A 17,878-nucleotide genomic window follows, 5' to 3' on the forward strand; every position below is an offset into this window, starting at 1 on the left:
TCACCACAAGTGGATACCTTTGTGATGGTTCGAGAATCACAGCTCGAAGAATCCAAGGCTCCAGTCGCAGCTTGCGGACTTGTGACCGTTAACATCGAGCCCCGCGTCATAGCGCAGGATCGAGCGCTCGCAATCGCGGCTGCGCGCATTTCGCTTTCCCCATGCGACCTATTCAGCAAGGCAAGCGGAATGCCGAGAGCCTAGCCCCGACGCCGGGCGATTGCCCAAAACGTGCAGGCGATAGCGGCCGTTGCCAGGCTTGCGCCAACAAGCACTCCCTGCACGCCAAAGGCGTCGGCCAAAAACGGAGCAACGACCAGAGGCAGCACGCCTGCGCCGTTGAGGCCCACGCGCATCACGCCCAGCACGCGCCCCACCTTGGCAGGGTCGCTCAAGCGCTGGGTGAGTGTGACGCGCACCGGTCCCATGGCGCCAAAACCAATGCCACAGACAAGCTGCCCCACTGCAGCGACGGCAACAGAGGCGGTACCCACATACACAACGGAGCCCACACCCGTCACCAGCAGCATCGCCGCCAGAAGCTCCAGCCTGATGCGTCCCGACGGCACACGCATGATTAGGTACGACCCCAGTGTTCCGCCGATGCCAGCAATGGCCGACAACCATCCCATCCACTCCGTACCCACGCAGAGAACATCGCGGTAGAACAGCGACTCGAGCGAATCGAATGCCCCGTAGGAAAAGAAGCCCATAAAGCCCATGAGAAAAATCAGGCGCAGGTCGGCATCAGCTGCCGTGGCAATAACGCCTTCCCAAAGCGATCGCAAGCCCGTCGCCTCAGCGCGAGACTCCGGCTTAGCGAAGCCCTGAACAGCAGCGCCTTCACGCAACGAGGTCGCAAGCAGCAGAGCGGGAACAGGTGCCACCGCAAGCAGGAAAAACACCCCTTGGTTGGAAAAGACCGAAGCGATAACGCCTCCAAGCGCAGGTCCAACGATCACCGCGACACTTGTCGCGATGTTATTGAGGCCGTTAATGCGCAGAAGCTCATCGGGGACTTCCGTCAAAAAGCGCGGATAGGCGTCCATGGCCGTAGTCCCCGCGCCAAACAACAGCCCGGTAGAGATGGCGAGTAGCGCAAGCGCGGAATAGGACACGGGAGCAATAAGACCAAAAACGCCCGATGCGCAAAGCAGGACGCAAACGGCTAGAAGCACATGACGCGGGCCCAAGGAGTCCACAAGTGCGCCGGAGCAAAACGTTGCAAAGATGAGCACCAGGTTGAGTCCAAACACGAGTGCGGACGTCTCAAATGCGCCGGCCCCGAGAACGTAGGTGCCGCAGCCAATGATGCCGACAAAATACGTCGACTGAAATGCAAGCTGTATAAAGAAATTTACCGCAACCAAACGGTGCGATGGAGAAAGAAGGCGGGACATAGCAAACCCCTCATGCATATGAAAACCAAACGAGACAGCCTGAGCGTCATCAGTCCATGTAGCTCTCGAACATATGCATAATCTCCCCTTTGCTGCGGTCGTCCCGTATTCTAGCACCGATCTGGCGTCCCGCCCCTGCGCGTTGCCATCAGAACGCTCCACGCCCCAGCGCTTGGGCATGAGAAATGGCCGCCTTCGCTTACGCGGGGGCGGCCATTTGGCTTGTCTCTGTGTCATCGATTCTAATGCACAAACATGCGCACGAATTTGTGTTTCCAGCTTGCGTAGGGCGCATACCGAAACGGCACGTCCAGCCAGGTTGCCTTGTTCACGATGCTCTTCTTGTGGCTAAACGTATCGAAGCTCTCGCGGCCATGGTACTGCCCCATGCCGCTCGCGCCCATGCCGCCAAAGCCCATATGGCTCGTGGCCAGGTGCACAATCGTATCGTTAATGCAGCCGCCGCCAAAGGGCACGTAGCGCACAAAGCGCTGCTGAACCGCACGGTCCTGACTAAAGACGTACAGGGCCAGCGGCGTTGGGCGATTCGCGATGAACGCCTCGACCTCATCCAGGCTCTCAAACGTCAGCACCGGCAAGATGGGGCCGAAAATCTCCTCCTGCATTACGGCGTCATCGGGGGTCACGCCATCCAGAATCGTCGGCTCAATCTTGAGCGACATCTCGCGCGCCGCGCCACCAAGCACAACCTTATCGGGATCGATCAGCCCACGCACGCGCGCAAAGTGCTTGGCGTTGACGATATGGCCGTAATCCTCGTTGTCGAGCGGATGCTCGCCAAACATACGGCGGACTTCCTCCTTGATAAGGCCCAGCAGCTCGTCGTGCACGCGTCTATCGACCAGCAGGTAGTCGGGCGCCACGCAGGTCTGCCCCACGTTGAGCCATTTACCAAAGGCGATACGCCGTGCCGCGACCTTCAAGTTTGCCGTTGCATCTACGATGCAGGGACTCTTTCCACCCAGCTCGAGCGTCACGGGCGTAAGGTTTTTACTTGCCCGCTCCATGACGAGTTTGCCGACCGGAACGCTACCGGTAAAGAAAATCTTGTCCCAGCACTCATCGAGCAGCGCTTCGTTCTCGGCGCGCCCGCCCTCGACAACCGTTACCAGGCGCGGATCAAATGCCTCTTCGCAGATTTGCTTGAGCACCGCGCTCGAAGCCGGGGCATAGGCGCTCGGCTTGATGACCACGGTATTGCCCGCGGCAAGGGCGCCGGCAAGCGGCTCGAGCGTCAACAAAAACGGATAGTTCCAAGGAGCCATGATGAGCGTAACGCCATAGGGCACGGCCTGCGTCTTGCACACACTCACGGCGTTGGCGAGGTCACACGGGCGCAGGCGCGGGCGACTCCATCGAGCCACGTGCGCAATCTGATGACGGATCTCGGAAAGCGACGTGCCGATCTCGCACATATATGCCTCGTCGTGCGACTTGCCCAAATCGGTCTTGAGCGCATGGGCAATATTGGCCTCGTGCGCCTGTACCGCATCACGCAAGCTCACGAGCGCGCGACGGCGAGCATCGACATCAAACGTGGCATGCGTCTTAAAATAGGCGCGTTGATCGGCAACGATGCGCGCGATTTCCTCGGTGTTCATGGGCCCTCCTAGTTCTCGCCCTCAAACATACCACCCGCTACGGCCTCGTACATACGCTCGAGCTCCAAACGGTCCATCAAAAGTGGAACGGGGTATAGCGGATTAGCCTCGGCATCGGCGTGCATTGCCATTTCGGGAATGTCGGAGCGGCGAATGCCTGTCACATATTTGGGGATACCCAGAGCAACGTTCATGCGGTCGACCCAATCGATAAAGGCCTCGGCCGCAAGACCGTCCTGCGCGGTAGCCGGCGCAATGTCCGCCATGCGAGCAAGATCGGCGAGCTTGGGGGCGGCGGCGTCACCATAAGCGCGAAGCATATGCGGCAGGATGATGGCGTTGGCCAGGCCATGCGGAATCCCGTATCGTCCGCCCAGGCTGTGTGCAATGGCATGAACGTATCCAACGTAGGAGCGCGTAAACGCAACGCCCGCCTTATACGCTGCAGAAAGCATATTGCGGCGCGCACGCATGTTGTCGCCGCGCTCATAGGCCTCGAGCAAATAATCGTGGATGAGCTGTACCGCCTGACGCGCCATCTTGCGCGTATAGGGCGTGGTGCTGCGGCCGATAAAGGCCTCGACGGCATGCGTCAGGGCATCCATACCCGTTTGTCCCGTAATGGAGGCGGGCAGGCCGCGCGTAAACTCGGGGTCGTACACCGCAAAGCGCGGGATAAGCACAAAGTCGTTAATGGGGTACTTGTAGTGCGTCTTGTCATCGGTAATGACCGCTGCGAGCGTGACCTCGCTACCCGTACCCGCCGTAGTGGGGACGGCGATGAGCAGCGGCAGGCGACGATGAACGCGCAGCAGGCCACGCATCTTGTTGATGGGCTTGTTTGGCTGTGCGATGCGTGCGCCCACACCCTTGGCACAGTCCATGGCCGAGCCGCCGCCAAAGCCGATAACGGCCTGGCAGGCGTTCTCCCGATACAGGGACGCCGCTTCCTCCACGTTTGAGACCGTAGGGTTTGCCGATGTTTTGGCATAGATCGCAACGCCGATTCCCTTGGACGCGAGCGCCGTCTCGAGCGGTGCCGTAAGCCCCAGACGGACAATACCGGGATCCGTCACGATAAGAACCCGCTGTATCGAGCGTTTTTGAAGCACCGCGGGGACATCCTCGGCATGCTCCAGAATATGCGGCTCGGTATAGGGCAGCACCGGCAATGCGATGCGAAAAACCATCTGATACGTTCGGCACCAGGCGCGACGGGCTAGATGCATAAAGGAAGCTCCTTCATTTGTTGATGGGTCAACATTTGCTCGACCGATTGTACTCATCGGAGGTCTCGGGCGGCCTGCCAATCGTTAATCAATCAACATCTTCACAAGCTCAAAATTTTTTATTAAAAATCATTCCTAATAGGCTTCACATTCGGTTGCATTTATGGATAATAGAACTCGTCAAGACGCTCGTCCGGAGAGGACCCTTACGGGACCGGACGAGCGCTCCATCGCCATCGATCGAAAGGATCGAATCATGAAGTTTGTTTGCCCCGTTTGCGGTTATGTGGAAGAGTTCGACGGCGACCAGCTGCCCGAGGATTTCAAATGCCCCCAGTGCGGCGTTCCCGGTTCTCGTTTCCTGAAGCAGGAGGAGGGCCAGCTCGAGTGGGCTGCCGAGCACGTCGTGGGCGTCGCCAAGATGGAGGGTGTCTCCGAGGATATCGTTGCTGACCTGCGCGCCAACTTTGAAGGCGAGTGCTCCGAGGTCGGTATGTACCTGGCCATGGCTCGCGTCGCTCATCGCGAGGGCTATCCCGAGATCGGCCTGTACTGGGAGAAGGCTGCGCACGAGGAGGCCGAGCATGCCGCCAAGTTCGCTGAGCTCCTGGGCGAGGTCGTGACCGACTCCACCAAGAAGAACCTCGAGATGCGCGTTGAGGCCGAGAACGGCGCCACCGCCGGCAAGACCGATCTTGCCAAGCGCGCCAAGGCCGCTGGCCTCGATGCCATCCACGACACCGTACACGAGATGGCTCGCGACGAGGCTCGCCACGGCAAGGCTTTCGCCGGCCTGCTCAAGCGCTACTTTGGCTAAGCCAATCGCCTGAGAGATAATCTCTAGCTCGATAAGGCCCGGACCGCATGGTTCGGGCCTTTTTCGTGTCTTGCGAACCAGTTAACGTCCCAAAAATAGGAACACCTTTGACATCGGCTTCGCGTCAAAAACTAAGTGAGTAGACTTTTTGGAACTTGTCGAGCAGACCACCCGTATTGCTTTATAAAACCGCAGGTAGATAGCTTGCCGCAAAACAATCTGGTCGCCATCACGCTAAAAGTCTACTCACTTAGATTAGCAGCCGTCCACGATCGGGCCTTTTTGTATCTAACGGGCATCTTTTTGTCGATTTCTCCCAGTTTTGACCAGTCAACGAATAGCTCAGACCGGAGTAACGCCTCGGCCCCTTGCTCCTCCGAGCTTTTATCGCGATATTCAACATCGAGCAACCTGCATACGGCCTTAACGATCGCGCGGAATCTATCCTCATCGGATATCTGTCCGTGTGTCAGGAGAAATACATCGTAGCCCATTGCCTGAAGCGCCGTCATGCGGTCGGCGTCACGCAAACCATCCCCGGCTCGCCCGTGCGAGCCCTTTCCTTGGCATTCAATGGCCACCTGTCGCTCTCCGTCCAGCGAAGACAGAAGTAGGTCAATGTATACGCGGGACTTGCCTACAATCGCCCGAGCACTTGCGCTTAGCGCCACTTCGACATTGAGCTCTATGCCGCAAAAACCTTCGCCTCCCAGGGATCGTGGCAACCCAAGCAACAAATACGTCTCAACCTCAAAAGGCGATGCGGCGCCCAGTGGAACGAGATGCGATACCGCGACAAATCGCTTGCCGTAACGCATCCCACAAACATCTGAACAAAAACGGTCAAGGTCTCCGCCCAAAACCAAAGCGTCGCGCCGCCACAAATTTGAGGCGGCACCGTCCTCGGACGGGCAACGTGCCCAACCAAAGGTTGCCGGAATCGCGCCCGACTCAATTGCACGCGAAAGCTCTGCCTCGAGTGCTGCTGGCAAGGCACAAACCGTAAACAAGCCGCACATCTCCGCTAATACCAAAAGCAGCTGGAGATCCGTCAGATGCCGCGACATGATGAATGCCGTCAGCAAAGGAGATGTGACCAGAAACCCATGTTCCGTTTCCAGCACGGATTCCCTGGGAAGCTCACCAAGGAACAGCCGTTGCCTAACGCTGGCAGGACAAGTCCGCTTATTTCTCGTCCCAACCAATGTATGCAACGGCAAGCCGAGCACGACCGCAGCCGTCGGGTTACGGGCGAGGCCATATCGCTGCCGGTCTTCTTCCGGTCGTGGAAGTGGCGGACACAAAGCGAGGGCTTGAGGAGGCAAACGCCAGTACCTAAAAGCCGATATGTCACAAAGTAGATCCTTCATAGGCACAGGAAAACACGAATTTCAACCCAGCCAGTCCCGCATTGGCGCGAACGCACCAAAAATGGCACCGAGCGGACCGCTAAGTTTTCAACAGCCCTCCCCAACTGACCAATAGCTTGCCAAGAACTGGACGAAGCCCTGTTGAAAACCCCTTTTTTTCTTATGGAGAAGCTTTGCGCGGCAAGTGAGTAGACTTTTTGGAACATCCCGAGCAGGCCGGTCATCCTGCTTTTCAAAACCGCAGGTAGATAGCTTGTTACAAAACTGCCTGGTCGCCAAAGAGCTAAAGGTCTACTCACTTAGGCTAGAGGACACCCCCATTAGCTGCGATTCCAGGGTATTAAGCGCATTTGGACTCAAGTCGTCATACTGGGCAAGGATTCGAGTCGAGCTTTCAGGGACAGATGCGCCATCGGCACACCAAAAGCAGTCACTGATATCGATAAAAGGGATACTCGAGCGCGTGAGGGCCAGCGTAAAAGAGCTTCCGCCCGCGCCACGCTCCACAACCACGATGCAGTAAAGACCCGCATCCGCATGTTCGATCGAGACCTCCCCCGTCGGAAACGTCTTCCGTACAAGCGCCGCCAGGCCATCACGCGCCTCGCGAGCACGAACACGCACGCGGTTCACATGTCGCTCGTAATCACCCGATTCCAGCAAGCGCGCTAAAGCGACCTGGTCAACAGAGCTCACCGACGAGGCGTAAAAACCAAGGTCGCGCCCGAACCGCTCCATCAGGTCATCGGGCAGGACCATATACGCCAAACGTAACGCCGAGGAAAGGCTCTTCGAAAACGTGTTGGTGTAGATAACCGACTGAGCGGCATCGATCGACGCGAGCGCGGGAATCGGCTTGCCAGCAAGGCGAAACTCGCAATCGAAGTCATCTTCGATGAGATACCGGTCTGGCCGCTCGGCAGCCCAGCTCAGCAGCGCATAGCGACGCGCGATGCTCGTCACAAGGCCGGTCGGATACTGATGGGACGGCATCAGGTGAAGGACATCTGTTCCGGTTTTCTGCAAAGCGCTCAAGTCCACGCCCTCACCATCCAGCGGGATATGGCGAACTTCGCAACCCATAGCCTGATAGATGCGTGTCAGACGCAAATAACCCGGATCCTCGACGGCATACACCTTGTCCGCGCCAAGCAACTGAACCAACATGGTATCGAGCAGCTGGGCGCCCGCACCGATAACAATGTTGTCGGGATTAACATTCATGCCCCGTGTCCCGCGCAGATGGCGAGCGATTGCGCGTCGTAGCCGAGCGGTGCCCTGCGCTGGTGCGGGCGAAAAGATCTCGCGTTCGTCTTCGGATGTCAGCGTTGCCCGTAGTGTGCCTTGCCAAAGCCTAGCCGCCTCCAAAGCGGAAGGAGAAAGCGCATCGAATCGCTCGATCTGTCCATCGGCGTCATGCGCCCCGGGGTCCATAGAGACAGTATCCCGGTCGATATCCCCCGTAACCAAAGCCAAAATCGGTGCATCCGGAAGCTCGCAAGCATAGTAGCCGCGACGCGGCTTTGAGCGAATATAACCCTCGGCAAGCAGCTGACTATATGCATTCTCGATGGTAATGACACTGATTCCCAGATGACTGGCAAAGGCGCGCTTAGACGGCAGATGCTCCCCCGCCGCAATGCGTCCAGCAACGATATCATCTCGAATTTGCTGGTAAACATACTCATAGAGCGACGCTTCGCCGCGTTGTTCCAAATTGTAGTCAAGCATGAGTCTATCATCTGACCTTATCGAGTCATTCAATCTGGTATTAGTCTGGCCTTGTTATTATCTCGAAAACTGAGTATTTCGCCATACCCAGCTCCCCGATAGGATGTTCCGTCAAGCAATGCACATGCCAATCAAGGGAGCGACCATGGCAGAACAGACCAGCAAGGCCGATCGCGTCAAACTCAACCGCGAGCTCGCGCAGATGCTCAAGGGCGGCGTCATCATGGACGTTACCACGCCCGAGCAGGCCCGCATCGCCGAGAAGGCAGGCGCCTGCGCCGTCATGGCTCTCGAGCGCATCCCGGCCGACATCCGCGCCGCCGGCGGCGTGTCGCGCATGAGTGACCCCAAGATGATCGAGGGCATTCAGGAGGCCGTCTCCATCCCCGTCATGGCAAAGTGCCGCATCGGTCACATCGTCGAGGCGCAGGTCCTTCAGGCCATCGAGATCGATTACATCGATGAGTCCGAGGTTCTCTCCCCCGCCGACGATGTCTACCACATCGACAAGACCCAGTTTGACGTGCCGTTTGTCTGCGGCGCCCGCGATCTGGGCGAGGCGCTGCGCCGTGTTGCCGAGGGCGCCACGATGATTCGCACCAAGGGCGAGCCGGGCACGGGCGACGTGGTCCAGGCCGTGCGCCACATGCGCAAGATCCAAAAGCAGATCCGTGACGTTGTCGCCCTGCGTGACGATGAGCTCTTTGAGGCAGCCAAGCAACTGCAGGTTCCGGTCGAGCTGGTGCGCGATATCCATGCCACGGGTAAGCTTCCCGTGGTGAACTTTGCTGCTGGCGGTGTAGCAACCCCTGCCGACGCCGCGCTGATGATGCAGTTGGGCGCCGAAGGCGTCTTTGTCGGATCGGGCATCTTTAAGAGCGGCGACCCGGCCAAGCGCGCCGCCGCCATCGTCAAGGCCGTGGCCAACTTCACCGACGCCAAGCTCATCGCTGAGCTTTCGGAGGATCTAGGCGAGGACATGGTCGGCATCAACGCCGACGAGATCGAGATCATCATGGAGGAGCGCGGACGCTAGTCCGGTAGAAAGGATCGCACATGAGCGATTACGCAGACCAGACGGTCGCCGTGCTGGCGGTCCAAGGTGCTTTTGTCGAGCACGAGGCAAGGCTGTCCGAGCTGGGCGCACGTTGTATTGAGCTGAGGCAGGCGGCTGATTTGAAGCAGGACTTTGACCGTCTGGTACTTCCCGGCGGCGAGTCTACCGTTCAAGGGAAGCTGCTTGATGAGTTGGGCATGCTCGAGGAGCTTCGCGCCCGTATCGCCAAAGGCATGCCCGTCCTGGGCACCTGCGCCGGCCTGATTCTGCTGGCTCACGACCTTGCCGCCCATGACGATAAGGGCACGCCGCGTTTGGCAACCATGGATGTACTTGTCGAGCGCAATGCCTACGGCAGGCAGCTCGGCAGCTTTCGAACCAAGGGGCAGGTAGCCGGCATCGACGCTGAAGTGCCGCTGACGTTTATCCGCGCGCCCCGCATCGTCGAGGTCCACGGCGACGCCAGGGCCTTAGCGAAAGTCGATGGGCGCATCGTCGCCGCCCGCCAGGGCAACCAGCTCGGCGTCACCTTCCATCCCGAACTCGACGACGACACCCACCTCCACGAACTGTTCCTACAAATGTAGGCGGAGTAGAAACGAGCGTGGATTTTCAGACACACAACAAATGAGAGTGGATAATCTCCCACTTTGAGTTTGAATACAGGCTCAAACCGGGAGATTATCCACTCTCATGCTATGTAGTCGTTGGGGACGTTCTTAAACAACTAGTCAAACAAGAACGTCCAGCAACCACAAGGAGTGTCCCCAAGTGTCAGCAGAAAAGGAACGTCCCCAAGTGCCGGAAATAAGCTACCCAACAGATCATTTTGGCAACAGCAATTACGCTGATGTTTCGGAAACGCCAGCGAGCGCCGCCCAGGGCGAACAAGTTGGCATGAAAAAGGCAAGGCATAGACCTTCTGGTCATGCCTTGCCTTTTGAATGACAAATTGTCGCCCTGGGTGGCGCGCAGCGTCAAGTGGTTACGGCGTTTGGTAAAACGCCGTAACTAATTAGAAACGGTTGCCGCGGAAGCCGCCGCCGTTGCGGCCGCCACGATCGCCACCGCGACCGCCGCGGTCGTTACCACGGTTGCCGCCGAAGCCGCCACGGTTGCCACCGCGGTCGCCATAGCCACCACGGTTGCCGCCAAAGCCGCCGCGACCGCCACGGTCGCCGCCACGGTCACCAAATCCGCCACGGCCGCCACGATCGCCACCGCGACCGCCACGATCGCCACCGCGGCCACCGCGATCGCCAAAGCCGCCGCGGCCGCCACGGTCACCGCCACGGCCACCACGATCGTCACGGCCGCCGCGAGGACCGCGGTCCTCATCCAGGCCCATGGCGACGAGCGGAGCGATAACCTTATCGAGAGCGGCCATCAGCTCGGTGGCCTCCTCGTAAGAAAGCTCGGGCAGGAGCTTCTCCTTCTTATTGGCAAGCTCGACCAGGCCCTCAGCGGCATCCTCGGCAGCGAAGACAACGATCTTGCGCATATCGCCCTCGGCGTCGTCGATGCGGCCGACCAGATCGGCAGCCTCGGCCTCGGCCATCAGGCCATCGAGCTCGCGAAGGCGCATGCCCAGCAGATCGGACATTTCCTTCTGCTCCATCTTGGGCTTGAGGTCAAGAAGCTTGATGGCGCGCTCGATGTTCGCCATGCGCTCGGCCTTGGCCTCCTCCTCCTTGGAAATAGCAAAGCGACGGCTACGCAGCAGGCGGGCGGCCTTCTGCATCTTGTCCATCAGCTCTTCGTCATCGTAATCAGCGGCGGCCTCGACAACCTCGGCCTCCTCCTCGGCGGAAACCTCGTCAGCAGCCTCAACCTCGGCAGCTTCGGTCTCCACGGTCTCGACTGCCTCAACCTCGGCAGCCATGGTCTCGTTCTCGGTCTCGTTCATGATCTCTTCGTTCTCGGACATGAGACTCCTTCTTGGCCCTCTCGGGCATCATCGCCCCATTCGCGGGGCCCGTCGCGCACTCTTTGCGCTTTAAACATTCATGCCTCTCGGCAAAACGTCCATTAGTTTATGGTGTCGCCATCCAATCTAGCTGCAGAATCTATGTGCACACATTAATGCGACATGTCGCGGTATCATGGCCCGAACCAAACGCATCCACCTTAAGGAGCCCGCCATGATTAAGCCCATCATGAAATCCGAGTTCTTTTTGCGCCTGCCTTCCGAAGACGCGGGGCCCGACGACGCCGCGACCGGGCAGGATCTTCTGGACACGCTGCACGAACACGAGCACGAGTGCGTGGGCCTTGCCGCCAACATGATCGGCGTACGCAAGCGCATCATCTGCGTAAAGGACGACAACAGGGCGCTGCTCATGTACAACCCTCAAATTCTTGAGAAGGTCAACGCCTACCAGACGAGTGAAGGATGTCTTTCGCTCGTCGGCGAGCGTCCCTGCACTCGTTATCGCCGCATTAAGGTGGAATATCTGGACGAGAGCTTTGTCCACCGCATCAAAAACTTCTCAGGCTACACCGCCGAGATCATCCAACACGAAATCGACCACTGCCAAGGAATCGTTATATAGTTCCGCCAATTCAAGAAGGCTCCCTGCAGCCAAGCAACTGCAGGGAGCTTTTCATAGTGCGGAACTTCTATCCCACTAGCTCTGGCGGTAGTGATCGAAGAAGTCGGCGAGGTCCTCGAGCGACTCCTTTAGTACTTCCATGCGCGGCAGGTACACGATGCGGAAGTGGTCGGGCTCGGCCCAGTTAAAGCCGCCGCCGCGCGTGATCAGGATCTTCTTCTCGTGCAGCAGGTCAAGGGCAAACTGCTCGTCATCGGTGATGTTGAACTTCTTAACATCCATCTTGGGGAAGATGTAGAACGCCGCACGCGGCTTGACCACCGAGATGCCGTCAATCTTGTTGAGCGCCTCATACACAAAGTTGCGCTGCTCGTAGACACGGCCGCCGGGACGGATGTAGTCGTTGACGGACTGATGTCCACCGAGTGCCGTCTGAACGATCGATTGAGCCGGCACGTTGGAGCACAGGCGCATGTTGGAGAGCATGTTGATGCCCATGATGAAGTCGCTCATGCAGCGCTGGTTGCCCGAAAGCACCATCCAACCGATGCGATAGCCTGCAATCATGTGCGACTTGGACAGGCCGCTAAACGTAACGCAGGGCAGGTCGGGGGCAAGCGATGCAATGGAGACGTGCTCGTAGCCGTCCATGCACAGACGGTCGTAGATCTCATCAGCAAAGATCATCAGCTGATGCCTGCGTGCAATCTCGACGATGCCCTCGAGCACCTCGCGCGGATAGACGGAACCCGTGGGGTTGTTGGGGTTGATGATCACGAGGGCTTTGGTCGCGCTCGTGATCTTGGACTCCATATCCTCCAGATCGGGATACCAATCCGCCTGCTCGTCGCACAGATAGTGCACGGGATGTCCGCCGGCAAGAGTTGCGCACGCCGTCCACAGCGGGTAATCGGGGCTGGGAATCAGGATCTCGTCGCCGTTATCGAGCAGTGCGTTCATCGAAAGCTGAATGAGCTCGGACACGCCGTTGCCCGTGTAGATGTGCTCCATCTGAACATTGGGCAGGCCCTTGATCTGCGAGTACTGCATGATCGCCTTGCGCGCGGAGAACAGGCCGCGCGAGTTGGAATAGCCTTCGCAGTCGGGCAGCTGCTGGCGCATGTCCTTAATGACCTCGTCGGGCGTGCGAAAACCAAAGGGCGCGGGGTTGCCGATATTGAGCTTGAGAATGCGCTCGCCCTCGTCCTCCATACGGGCGGCCTCGTCAACGACGGGACCGCGCACGTCATAGAGGACGTTGTCGAGCTTGCTGGATTTAGAAAAAGTACGCATGGTGGCGCTCCTTGCAATTTGAGCCGAGGGGTTGGGTTCGGGTTTGGAAACGTTGCGGGGCGATGATGTCTCGCCTTGATCGGCGTCACTGGCGAGCAGCCAGGTAACATCGACCTCCAAAATACGGGCGAGCAGCTCTGCCACATCGCGCCGCGGAATCGTCTTGCCGCTCACATATTGGCTCATCTGACTCTTGCCGAGTTTTTTGCCGAGCATCTCCGATGCGCGGATCACGTCCGACTGGCGAACGTCGCGATCGGACATAGCCTGTCGCAGGCGATCGCTAAACGTCTCTTGGGCCACTAGAACCTCCTTGCTGGCAAAGTTCAATTTGTAGAACACGAATTGAACCTGAGTTCAATTTAGGCAGCAGTATAACGCCGTGCTATTTCGAAAAGTTCAATTTCAAAAATAAAATGAGCCAAACCTCGAGATTTATCCCAAGGCGATAACGACGTGCGCTCGTTTAGAGGTATTCGAGGAAACGAGCGGCGGCAAGCGAAACATCGGCCGTGCGATATATCGCATTGATCAGCCGATGAGGATGTCCCTCGAGCGGACGCACGGCAACATCGAACTGGCAGCGGCGCAAGATGAGCGCCGGAAGAATGCTCACACCCAGACCGTCCTCGACCATGGCCATAATCGCATAGTCATCCCAGGTTGACAGCTTCGAGCGCACCGCCAGGCCCGCACGACGGAACAGTGGCGTAATCTCATCGTCACTGCCACGTTCCAGCAGAATAAACTGCTCGTTGGCCAAATCAGCAAGAGAAACGGCCTTTGCAGTGGCAAGTGAAGAGTTTGCCGGCACCACCGCCATCAGCTCATCTTGCACCAACGCCCGCGATGTCATGCCGTTTCCTCGGGGCTCACGCGGAATAAAGCCCAGGTCGCAGCGCCCTTCCGCCACCCATTGCTCAATCTCCGAGTAATCGCCCATCAGCAACTCATAATCGACGTCCGGGTGATCGGCACGAAAGCGCGCAATCACCGGCGGCAGCACATGGGTCGCCACACTCGAAAACGTACCGATGCAGATTTTGCCGCGCATGAGCCCACGCATCTCATCCACCCGTCGCTGCAAACGAACAAATTCCTCGCATAACGCCTCGACCGCCGGCATAACTTGCCGCCCATCGGCAGAAAGCACTACGCCCTCGCGGCTTCTATCGAGCACTTTAAAGCCCCAGTCTGCCTCAAGATCGGCCACCATACGGCTCACGCCCGACTGCGAATAGCTCAGCCGCTCGGCGGCGCGCGTAAAACTGCCGGCGCGCACGGTCTCGAGCAGCACCTGCATCTTTTGAATATTCGTTTCCACGGCACCCCTCCACCTTTACATGAGTTTTTGTCATGTTATCCATGCATTATATTCGCTTTTCTTCTATAGCCACCTCACCCATAGTGAACATGTTCGGATATAAAGGGGACGGAAGCACATGAACAACGGACTGTTTACGTACTTAGCAGCATTGCTATTGTTTGGCTCCAACGGCATCATCGCCGCTGCCATCGCGCTGCCGAGCTCCGATATCGTGCTGCTGCGCACCTTTCTGGGAGCCCTCTCGCTTGTCACCATCCTCGTTATCACCCAACGCCATAAGCTGCAGGCGCCATCTCGTCCCCGCGAAGCCGCAGCACTCCTTCTCTCGGGAGCCGCGCTGGGCGCCAGCTGGATTTTTCTGTTCCGCGCCTACCAGACGATCGGCGTCGGCGTATCCTCGCTGCTGTACTACTGCGGCCCCATCATCGTCATGGCCCTCTCGCCGTTTATCTTTGGCGAAAAACTGACCGGCAGCAAAATCGCCGGCTTTATCGCCGTCGCCTGCGGCGCTTTTCTCATTGCAGCGCAAGGTCTCGGCGGCAACATGCCCATTGCGGGCATCGTCTGCGGCATCGCCTCGGCATTTTGCTATGCGCTGATGGTCATCGCTAGCAAGGGTGCGCCACACATCGAGGGTCTCGAGAACTCCGCGCTCCAGTTGAGCGCCGCCTTTGTGACCGCGCTGGTCCTTACGCTCGTCACCCAAGGCGCTCCCTCGTTTTTCTCCCCCGGCATCGCCGCAGGCATCGATTGGCGCGCCGTCGCTATGCTCGGCGTCGTCAACACCGGCATCGGTTGCCTGCTCTACTTTAGCGCCGTCGCCAAGCTGCCCGTGCAGACCGTCGCGGTTGTCGGCTACCTCGAGCCGCTCTCGGCCGTCGTGTTCTCCGCCGTCCTTTTGGGTGAAGTCATAACGCCAGTCCGCCTGATGGGCGCCGCACTTATCATCGGCGGCGCGATTTTTTGCGAACTCGCTGGCAAGCGCGCAAGCGCCAAGGCCGGTATCGCCCAGACAGTACGCGCTTAAAAGCCCCTGTTTTGAAATGCTACCTGCGTACATAAATAATCCCCAGCTGGGGATTATTGTCTAAAAATACCCGATGTGCCAAACTGCTCTTGTATGTATAAAGACGGCATAAAAGTTATCTGCTCAGGACAGATAACCGGATGTCTAAGGGAGTCCACGTGGCACACAACAAGTTGGAGGCAAGCCTCCAAGACCAGCATAGTCAGGGCGGGCATGGCGCCATCCCCCTCTCCGCTGGCATGTTGCTCGTAACGCTCGGCGTCGTCTATGGCGACATCGGCACGAGCCCCATGTACACCATGAAGTCAATCGTCGCCAACAACGGCGGCATCGGTACCGTCAGCGAGGACATGATCCTGGGCGCGCTTTCGCTCGTCATCTGGACCATGACGCTCGTGACCACGGTCAAGTACGTGCTGATCGCCATGAAGGCCGATAACCATAACGAGGGCGGCATCTTCGCCCTATTCAGCCTAGTACGCAAGGTGGCACCATGGCTGATTCTACCCGCCATGATCGGCGGCGCGGCGCTGCTCGCCGACGGCATCCTCACCCCCGCCGTCACGGTTACCACGGCCATCGAGGGCTTGCGCACCATCGAGTGGGGCCATGCGCTTTTGGGTGACGGCCAGACCAACGTCATCATTATTACCATCATCATTATCTGCGGCCTATTTGCCATGCAGCGCGCCGGCACCTCGTCAATCGGCAAGCTGTTCGGCCCGCTCATGACGCTGTGGTTCCTGTTCCTGGCAGGCGCCGGTCTGTTCAACATGCTCGGCAACCTGTCCATCTTGCGCGCGCTCAACCCCATCCGCGGCATTATGTTCCTGTTCTCGCCCATCAACCATTCGGGCATTATGGTGCTCGGCTTTGTCTTCCTGTCGACAACCGGTGCCGAGGCACTCTACTCGGACATGGGCCACGTGGGCAAGGCAAACATCTATGCATCCTGGCCATTTGTTAAGGCGGCCCTTATCCTCAACTATCTGGGTCAGGGAGCTTGGCTACTCGCCAATAACTCCAACCCCCAGATGCTCGCGATGGATATCGTCAACCCGTTCTATATGATGCTCCCCGAGCCCCTACGCCCCTTTGCCATCGTGCTTTCGGCCGTGGCGGCCATCATCGCCTCACAGGCGCTCATCACCGGCTCGTTCTCGCTGGTATCCGAGGCAACGCGCCTCAACCTTATGCCGCATCTGCGCATCCACTACCCCAGCGACACCAAGGGCCAGCTCTATATTCCGCTCGTCAACAAACTCATGTGGGTCGGCTGCATCTTTATCGTGCTGCTGTTCCAGAACTCCGAGCGCATGGAAAGCGCCTATGGCCTCGCCATCACCGTGACCATGCTCATGACCACGACGCTTTTGACGAGCTATATCGCCGGCATTCTCAAGCACAAGCTGGGTGCCTGCGTCTTCGCCCTGCTCTTCGGTGCCATTGAGCTGTGCTTCTTCGCCTCGTGCCTTACCATGTTCTTTGACGGCGGCTATGTGATGATCTTCCTGGCCTCGCTGCTGTTTGGCCTTATGTATGTGTGGCGCCGCGGCACCGCCATCGAGCGCACGCAGACGATCCTGCTGCCGGTCTCCAAGTACATCGATCAGCTCAACCGCCTGCGCAACGACGAGACCTATCCCGTGCTCGCCGACAACCTGGTGTTCCTCACCAACAGCCCCGATCCGCTCACACTCGACCGCGACGTGCTCTATTCCATCCTGGACAAACATCCCAAGCGCGCCAAGGCATACTGGTTCATTAACGTGCATGTCACCGATGAGCCCTATACGCACGAGTATTCCGTCGAGACCTTTGGCACGGACTTTTTGTTCCGCGTGCGCCTGGACCTGGGCTTTAAGGTCAACCAGCGCGTTAATGCCTACCTGCGCCAGATCGTTGGCGACCTGATGGCATCGGGCGAGCTGCCGCCGCAGCACCACACCTACTCCATCTATGAGACGCGCGGCAACGTGGGCGACTTCCGTTTTTGCATGCTGCGCAAGATGCTCGCCCCCGAAACGGACATCAACCGCAACGACCACCGCGTGATGGCCATCAAGTACGCCGTCCGCCGCGCCTGCGGAAGCCCGGCACGCTGGTACGGTCTTGAGAACTCGGCCATCATCATCGAGTACGTGCCGCTGTTTGCCCGCATGCGCCCGGCCGTTAAGCTCGTGCGCACCCAGGTGCCGCTCGAGGTTCAGATCGAAGAGGCCGAGGAAATGGAAGTCGACATCTTCTCGGACGACTTGGTCAACGGCAACGAGGCCGGTAGGGACATGAACGTCGATCCCACCGAGCTGCTCGAGAGCGTCGCCGATACGCCCGAACAGCAACAGCTCGACGGTCTTGAGAACGAACAACTCAACGACGCCAACTTCTAGCGACGTCACAAATCAACGACAGCGGCCCTGCACCTCACGAGAGACGCAGGGCCGCTTTGCATT

The 17,878-nt window shown here is 58.6% G+C and carries 15 protein-coding genes; 7 read left to right on the top strand and 8 right to left on the bottom strand.

Annotated features, from left to right (window positions below; all coding sequences use genetic code 11):
- Positions 1 to 200: 200 nt before the first annotated feature.
- From DXC90_RS01960 to DXC90_RS01970, 3 genes are all read right to left on the bottom strand, one after another.
- Positions 201 to 1,400 (bottom strand): MFS transporter, encoded by a 1,200-nt coding sequence (locus DXC90_RS01960; protein ID WP_158550199.1) that lies wholly within the window; start codon positions 1,398 to 1,400, stop codon positions 201 to 203.
- A 242-nt stretch (positions 1,401 to 1,642) separates the two neighbouring features.
- Positions 1,643 to 3,022 carry an aldehyde dehydrogenase gene (locus DXC90_RS01965; protein ID WP_117734534.1) on the bottom strand — a complete coding sequence of 460 codons (1,380 nt, stop codon included), beginning with the start codon at positions 3,020 to 3,022 and terminating at the stop codon, positions 1,643 to 1,645.
- 8 nt (positions 3,023 to 3,030) lie between these two features.
- A complete protein-coding gene (locus DXC90_RS01970; RefSeq protein ID WP_117734535.1) occupies positions 3,031 to 4,251 on the bottom strand; it encodes an iron-containing alcohol dehydrogenase in 1,221 nt (406 codons plus the stop codon).
- A gap of 253 nt (positions 4,252 to 4,504) precedes the next feature.
- Here DXC90_RS01970 and DXC90_RS01975 point away from each other — a divergent pair, with 253 nt between their 5' ends.
- Positions 4,505 to 5,068 (top strand): ferritin family protein, encoded by a 564-nt coding sequence (locus DXC90_RS01975; RefSeq protein WP_070097113.1) that lies wholly within the window; start codon positions 4,505 to 4,507, stop codon positions 5,066 to 5,068.
- A gap of 242 nt (positions 5,069 to 5,310) precedes the next feature.
- Here DXC90_RS01975 and DXC90_RS01980 read toward each other — a convergent pair whose 3' ends face one another.
- Complete coding sequence (locus DXC90_RS01980) at positions 5,311 to 6,192, bottom strand: hypothetical protein (RefSeq protein ID WP_117734536.1); 882 nt, start codon at positions 6,190 to 6,192, stop codon at positions 5,311 to 5,313.
- Between the two features lie 537 nt (positions 6,193 to 6,729).
- Positions 6,730 to 8,169 (bottom strand): PLP-dependent aminotransferase family protein, encoded by a 1,440-nt coding sequence (locus DXC90_RS01985; protein ID WP_117734537.1) that lies wholly within the window; start codon positions 8,167 to 8,169, stop codon positions 6,730 to 6,732.
- Positions 8,170 to 8,314: 145 nt separating this feature from the next.
- Here DXC90_RS01985 and pdxS point away from each other — a divergent pair, with 145 nt between their 5' ends.
- From pdxS to DXC90_RS09490, 3 genes are all read left to right on the top strand, one after another.
- Positions 8,315 to 9,205, top strand: coding sequence for a pyridoxal 5'-phosphate synthase lyase subunit PdxS (gene pdxS / locus DXC90_RS01990; RefSeq protein ID WP_117734538.1), 891 nt, complete (start codon positions 8,315 to 8,317; stop codon positions 9,203 to 9,205).
- Between the two features lie 20 nt (positions 9,206 to 9,225).
- Positions 9,226 to 9,813 (top strand): pyridoxal 5'-phosphate synthase glutaminase subunit PdxT, encoded by a 588-nt coding sequence (gene pdxT / locus DXC90_RS01995; protein WP_117734539.1) that lies wholly within the window; start codon positions 9,226 to 9,228, stop codon positions 9,811 to 9,813.
- Between the two features lie 184 nt (positions 9,814 to 9,997).
- Positions 9,998 to 10,174 (top strand): hypothetical protein, encoded by a 177-nt coding sequence (locus DXC90_RS09490; RefSeq protein WP_158550200.1) that lies wholly within the window; start codon positions 9,998 to 10,000, stop codon positions 10,172 to 10,174.
- A 67-nt stretch (positions 10,175 to 10,241) separates the two neighbouring features.
- On the opposite strand, the gene DXC90_RS02000 is transcribed toward DXC90_RS09490, so the two are convergent.
- The gene (locus DXC90_RS02000) at positions 10,242 to 11,153 is read right to left on the bottom strand and encodes a hypothetical protein (protein ID WP_117734540.1); all 912 of its coding nucleotides are present in this window, start codon (positions 11,151 to 11,153) and stop codon (positions 10,242 to 10,244) included.
- A gap of 214 nt (positions 11,154 to 11,367) precedes the next feature.
- Between DXC90_RS02000 and DXC90_RS02005 the strand changes: the two genes are divergently transcribed.
- Complete coding sequence (locus tag DXC90_RS02005; protein ID WP_117734541.1) at positions 11,368 to 11,778, top strand: peptide deformylase; 411 nt, start codon at positions 11,368 to 11,370, stop codon at positions 11,776 to 11,778.
- Positions 11,779 to 11,853: 75 nt separating this feature from the next.
- On the opposite strand, the gene DXC90_RS02010 is transcribed toward DXC90_RS02005, so the two are convergent.
- Both DXC90_RS02010 and DXC90_RS02015 read right to left on the bottom strand, forming a co-directional pair.
- Positions 11,854 to 13,335 carry an aminotransferase class I/II-fold pyridoxal phosphate-dependent enzyme gene (locus tag DXC90_RS02010; RefSeq protein ID WP_117734733.1) on the bottom strand — a complete coding sequence of 494 codons (1,482 nt, stop codon included), beginning with the start codon at positions 13,333 to 13,335 and terminating at the stop codon, positions 11,854 to 11,856.
- A 202-nt stretch (positions 13,336 to 13,537) separates the two neighbouring features.
- Positions 13,538 to 14,395 (bottom strand): LysR family transcriptional regulator, encoded by an 858-nt coding sequence (locus DXC90_RS02015; RefSeq protein ID WP_117734542.1) that lies wholly within the window; start codon positions 14,393 to 14,395, stop codon positions 13,538 to 13,540.
- Positions 14,396 to 14,513: 118 nt separating this feature from the next.
- Here DXC90_RS02015 and DXC90_RS02020 point away from each other — a divergent pair, with 118 nt between their 5' ends.
- Positions 14,514 to 15,425, top strand: a complete 912-nt coding sequence (locus DXC90_RS02020) for a DMT family transporter (protein ID WP_117734543.1) — start codon at positions 14,514 to 14,516, stop codon at positions 15,423 to 15,425.
- Positions 15,426 to 15,565: 140 nt separating this feature from the next.
- The gene (locus DXC90_RS02025) at positions 15,566 to 17,815 is read left to right on the top strand and encodes a KUP/HAK/KT family potassium transporter (protein WP_117734544.1); all 2,250 of its coding nucleotides are present in this window, start codon (positions 15,566 to 15,568) and stop codon (positions 17,813 to 17,815) included.
- The last annotated feature ends 63 nt before the right edge of the window (positions 17,816 to 17,878 follow it).

This window comes from Collinsella sp. TF09-1AT (genome assembly GCF_003436895.1).
Lineage (GTDB): Bacteria > Actinomycetota > Coriobacteriia > Coriobacteriales > Coriobacteriaceae > Collinsella.

Coding starts and splice junctions, on each gene's coding strand:
- DXC90_RS01960 (WP_158550199.1), bottom strand. CDS start 1,400: ATGTCCCGCCTTCTTTCTCCATCGCACCGTTTGGTTGCGGTAAATTTC.
- DXC90_RS01965 (WP_117734534.1), bottom strand. CDS start 3,022: ATGAACACCGAGGAAATCGCGCGCATCGTTGCCGATCAACGCGCCTAT.
- DXC90_RS01970 (WP_117734535.1), bottom strand. CDS start 4,251: ATGCATCTAGCCCGTCGCGCCTGGTGCCGAACGTATCAGATGGTTTTT.
- DXC90_RS01985 (WP_117734537.1), bottom strand. CDS start 8,169: ATGCTTGACTACAATTTGGAACAACGCGGCGAAGCGTCGCTCTATGAG.
- pdxS (WP_117734538.1), top strand. CDS start 8,315: ATGGCAGAACAGACCAGCAAGGCCGATCGCGTCAAACTCAACCGCGAG.
- pdxT (WP_117734539.1), top strand. CDS start 9,226: ATGAGCGATTACGCAGACCAGACGGTCGCCGTGCTGGCGGTCCAAGGT.
- DXC90_RS02000 (WP_117734540.1), bottom strand. CDS start 11,153: ATGTCCGAGAACGAAGAGATCATGAACGAGACCGAGAACGAGACCATG.
- DXC90_RS02005 (WP_117734541.1), top strand. CDS start 11,368: ATGATTAAGCCCATCATGAAATCCGAGTTCTTTTTGCGCCTGCCTTCC.
- DXC90_RS02010 (WP_117734733.1), bottom strand. CDS start 13,335: ATGTCCGATCGCGACGTTCGCCAGTCGGACGTGATCCGCGCATCGGAG.
- DXC90_RS02020 (WP_117734543.1), top strand. CDS start 14,514: ATGAACAACGGACTGTTTACGTACTTAGCAGCATTGCTATTGTTTGGC.
- DXC90_RS02025 (WP_117734544.1), top strand. CDS start 15,566: ATGTCTAAGGGAGTCCACGTGGCACACAACAAGTTGGAGGCAAGCCTC.